The organism is Streptomyces sp. S6, from assembly GCF_054880855.1.
Genome location: NZ_JBTYMC010000475.1, coordinates 1 through 3,573, shown reverse-complemented (window position 1 = coordinate 3,573; position 3,573 = coordinate 1). Strand labels below are relative to the sequence as shown.

The following is a 3,573-nucleotide window of genomic DNA, read 5'->3' as shown; positions in this document are numbered from 1 at the left end:
GACTGCGGCTGCGCGACCTCGGCCCGATGCGCGCCGCCCGCCGCGAGGCGCTGCTCGCCCTGGACCTGACGGACCGGCGCTCCGGCTACCCCCTCCAGATGGTCGTCCGGGCCGCCGACGCGGGCTGGCGGGTGACCGAGACCGACGTCCCGTACCTCCCGCGCGCGGGACGCTCGAAAGTCACCGGCACGTGGCGCGGCACCTGGCAGGCGGTGCGGGACATGCGGACGGTCCTCGCGGAACGCCCGGACACCGCCGCGAGCCTTGCGGGAGGCACCCGGTGAACTCCCCCCTCACTCTCCTCGTCATCGCCAAGGAACCCGTCCCCGGCCGCGTCAAGACCCGCCTCACCCCGCCCTACACCCCCCAGGAGGCAGCCGCCCTCGCGGAAGCCTCCCTCGCCGACACCCTCCACGCCCTCCTCGGCGTCCCCGCCCGCCGCCGCGTGCTCGTCCTCGACGGCGACCCCGGCCCCTGGCTGCCGCCCGGCTACGACGTCGTCCCCCAGTCCCCCGGCGGCCTCGACGAGCGCATCGCCACCGCCTTCGAGCGCTGCGCCGACGGCCCCGCCCTGCTCGTCGGCATGGACACCCCGCAGCTGACCCCGGACCTCCTCGCCCCCGTCGGCCGCACCGGGCACGACGCCTGGCTCGGCCCCGCCGCCGACGGCGGTTTCTGGGCCCTCGGCCTCGCCGACCCGGCCCGCACGGGGACGCTCGTGCGCGGCGTCCCCATGTCCACCAACTGCACCGGCGCCGTCCAGCGCCGCAGGCTCGTCGAGGCCGGGCTGACGGTCGCCGATCTGCCGGAGCTGCGGGACGTCGACACCGCGCCGGACGCCGCAGCGGTGGCCGCCCGCTGCCCGTCGGGTTCCCGTTTCGCCGCCGCACTGGCCACCCTCTCGGAGCGTGTCGGATGAGCGGAACACGTACGACGGACCGCCCGCGCACCGGCGGCGACGCACCCTGGACCGACGACCCCTACAGCCGGGCCCTGCACACCGGCCGAGGCCCTCTCCACCTGCGCCTGCTGTCCCCCCGCCCGCCCGGCGCCGCCGAACTGCTGCCCCTCGACGTGGAACGCTTCTGCGCACCCCCCGACGCCGCCGATCTGCGGGTCCTGCGCCGCTGCACCGGGCCTGTCCTGGACGTCGGCTGCGGACCGGGACGCCTGGTGACGGCCCTGACGGCCCGGGGTGTCCGGGTGCTCGGCGTCGACGTGAGCCCGGCCGCCGTCGCCCGCACCCGTCTGCACGGCGGGGCCGCGCTGCGGCGGGACGTCTTCGAGCGACTCCCGGGGGAAGGCCGCTGGGGTACGGCCCTGCTGATGGACGGCAACATCGGCATCGGCGGCGACCCGGCCGCCCTCCTCACCCGCGCGCGTGAACTGGTCCGGCCCGGCGGACGGCTGCTGGTCGAGGCCGCCGCGCAGGACGTGGACGACCGTCTCAACGTCCGCGTCGAGAACGGGCACGGCGGACACAGCCGCCCCTTCCCCTGGGCACGCATCGGCACCACCGCCCTGTCGCGGGCCGCCGACGCCACGAGGTGGATCCTCACCGGGCGCTGGACGACCGAGGGCCGGGCCTTCCTGGAACTCCGCCGCCCGGAGCACGCCGGGGAGAGGGACTGGCGGCAAGTGGAGTGTGCCGGGGAGAAAGAACGTCGCCACACCGAGCCCGACGGGGAGAAGGGCCGCCGTCACCCGGAGCACCCCGGCGAGCAGGACCGCCGCCGCACCGAGCCCGCCGGGGAGAAGGGCCGTCCGTGACCGACACCGCCGTCCAGTACCGGCCGGAGCCCCGGTCGCCGGCCCGCGCAGCCCGGACCCGTATCGCCGTCACCGCCGCTCTCCTGACCGCCCTCACCACCGTCCTCGTCACCACCCTCCACACGGGCGATAACCTCAGCGCGCCCGGTGAGCTGCTCGCCGGATACGCCGTGGCCTGGATGCTGTTCGCCGCCGCCGTGTGGACCGTGCGGAAAGTCCCCGCCCGCGCCGCGGCCGTCCTCGTCCTGGCGGGCTCCGCCGCGATCGCCCTCGCGGGGCTGACCGCGCCGCCGCGCACCAGCGACGACATGTTCCGCTACGCCTGGGACGGCCGGGTGCAGGCGGCCGGGATCTCCCCGTACGCGCACCCGCCGACCGCGCCGGAGCTGTCCCGGCTGCGCGACGGCTGGCTGTTCCCCGCGTCGCGGACCTGCGAGGGGTGGGGGCTGCACCGGACGGCCGAGGGGCTGTGCGTGCGGATCAACCGGCCGGCCGTCCCGACGATCTATCCGCCGGTCGCGGAGGGCTGGTTCCTCGGCGTCCATGTCCTGTCGCCGCCGGACAGCCGGCACAAGCCGGTCCAAGTGGGCGGCGCCGTCCTGGCGTTCGGCACCACGCTCGCGCTGCTGCGGGTACTGCGCCGCAGAGGCGATCCGAGGCGGGCCGCGCTGTGGGGGTGGTGCCCGGCCGTGGCGCTGGAGGCGGTGAACAACGCCCATGTCGACACGCTCGGCGTCCTGTTCACCGTCCTGGCGCTCGGCACCGCCACCGCCGGTGCCCGCCGGGGCGCGCTCCTCGGCGCGGCGATCGCCGTGAAGCTCCTCCCGGTGCTGGCGCTGCCCGGGGCCCTGTCGGGGCAGCGGGGCCCGGCCCGTGTCCTGCGGGTCGCGGGGGCGGCCGTCGCCGCTGTGGCGTTCGCGTACCTGCCGTACGTGCTCGCCTCGGGGACGGGGGTCCTCGGCTATCTGCCCGGCTACCTCCACGAGGAGGGTTACGAGCCCGGTGACGTCCGCCGGTTCGCCCTGCTGCGGCTGCTGCTGCCGGACACCGCCGCCGGTGCGACGGCCGTCGTCCTGCTCGCGGTGACCGCGCTGACGGTGTGGTGGCGCGGCGATCCCGCCCGCCCCTGGCGCGGCGCCCTCCTCCTCACCGGCACCGCTCTCCTCCTCTTCTCCCCGAACTACCCCTGGTACTCCCTGCTGACCATCGCCCTCGTCGCCCTGGACGGCCGCTGGGAGTGGCTGACCCTCACCCTCGCCGGCACCGCCCTCTACCTCGGCGGCGGACCGCTCCAGGCGTGGGCGTACGGGGCGGCGGCGGTGGCTGTCGCGGCGGGAGCGTGGCTTCGGGCGGACGGGTCGCGCCGTTGCGTCTGGGGTACTGTCCAGAAACCGCGAGAAGCGCGACAGGACAGCCGTACCTCACCGGACTGCGGAAACGACAGGGACAGGGCAAGACTGGGTTGATACCGGAAGAATCTCGACGGACTCCTGACCCGTCGCCCGAAGGACGCCCCCGTATGACCGCACCGCTGCACGACCCCCGCCCCACCGGCTCCGGCCCGGTGTCCTCCGACACCCAGCAGGGCATGCGGCGCCGCAACCTCGCGCGGGTCATGCACGCGGTCAGCGCGGAGGGACCGCTGTCACGGGCGGCGGTGGCCTCCCGGATCGGGCTGACGCGGACGGCTGTGTCGACGCTGGTGGACGAGCTGATACGGGCCGGGCTCCTGGAGGAGCTGGGCCCCGAGCGGCCGGGGCGGGTGGGCCGGCCGGGGTCGGCGCTCGCGGTCTCCCGGCGCGG

The 3,573-nt window shown here is 76.2% G+C and carries 4 protein-coding genes and 1 pseudogene; all 5 read left to right on the top strand.

The genetic code is table 11. The features are described from left to right. Positions 1–284, top strand: a pseudogene (locus ACVNF4_RS33840) (glycosyltransferase); the annotation flags it as partial. After that, positions 281–919, top strand: coding sequence for a TIGR04282 family arsenosugar biosynthesis glycosyltransferase (locus tag ACVNF4_RS33835; protein WP_461806700.1), 639 nt, complete (start codon positions 281–283; stop codon positions 917–919). The pseudogene ACVNF4_RS33840 and the gene ACVNF4_RS33835, both read left to right, overlap by 4 nt. Beyond that, positions 916–1,770, top strand: coding sequence for a class I SAM-dependent methyltransferase (locus ACVNF4_RS33830; RefSeq protein WP_461806699.1), 855 nt, complete (start codon positions 916–918; stop codon positions 1,768–1,770). The genes ACVNF4_RS33835 and ACVNF4_RS33830 overlap by 4 nt, the downstream gene beginning before the upstream one ends. Then, positions 1,767–3,236: a glycosyltransferase 87 family protein gene (locus ACVNF4_RS33825; protein WP_461806698.1), complete on the top strand. Its 1,470-nt coding sequence runs from the start codon at positions 1,767–1,769 to the stop codon at positions 3,234–3,236. Before ACVNF4_RS33830 ends, ACVNF4_RS33825 begins: the two co-directional genes overlap by 4 nt. A 53-nt stretch (positions 3,237–3,289) precedes the next feature. Next, the coding region (locus ACVNF4_RS33820; protein ID WP_461806697.1) for a MarR family transcriptional regulator at positions 3,290–3,573 on the top strand (284 nt) is incomplete at its 3' end.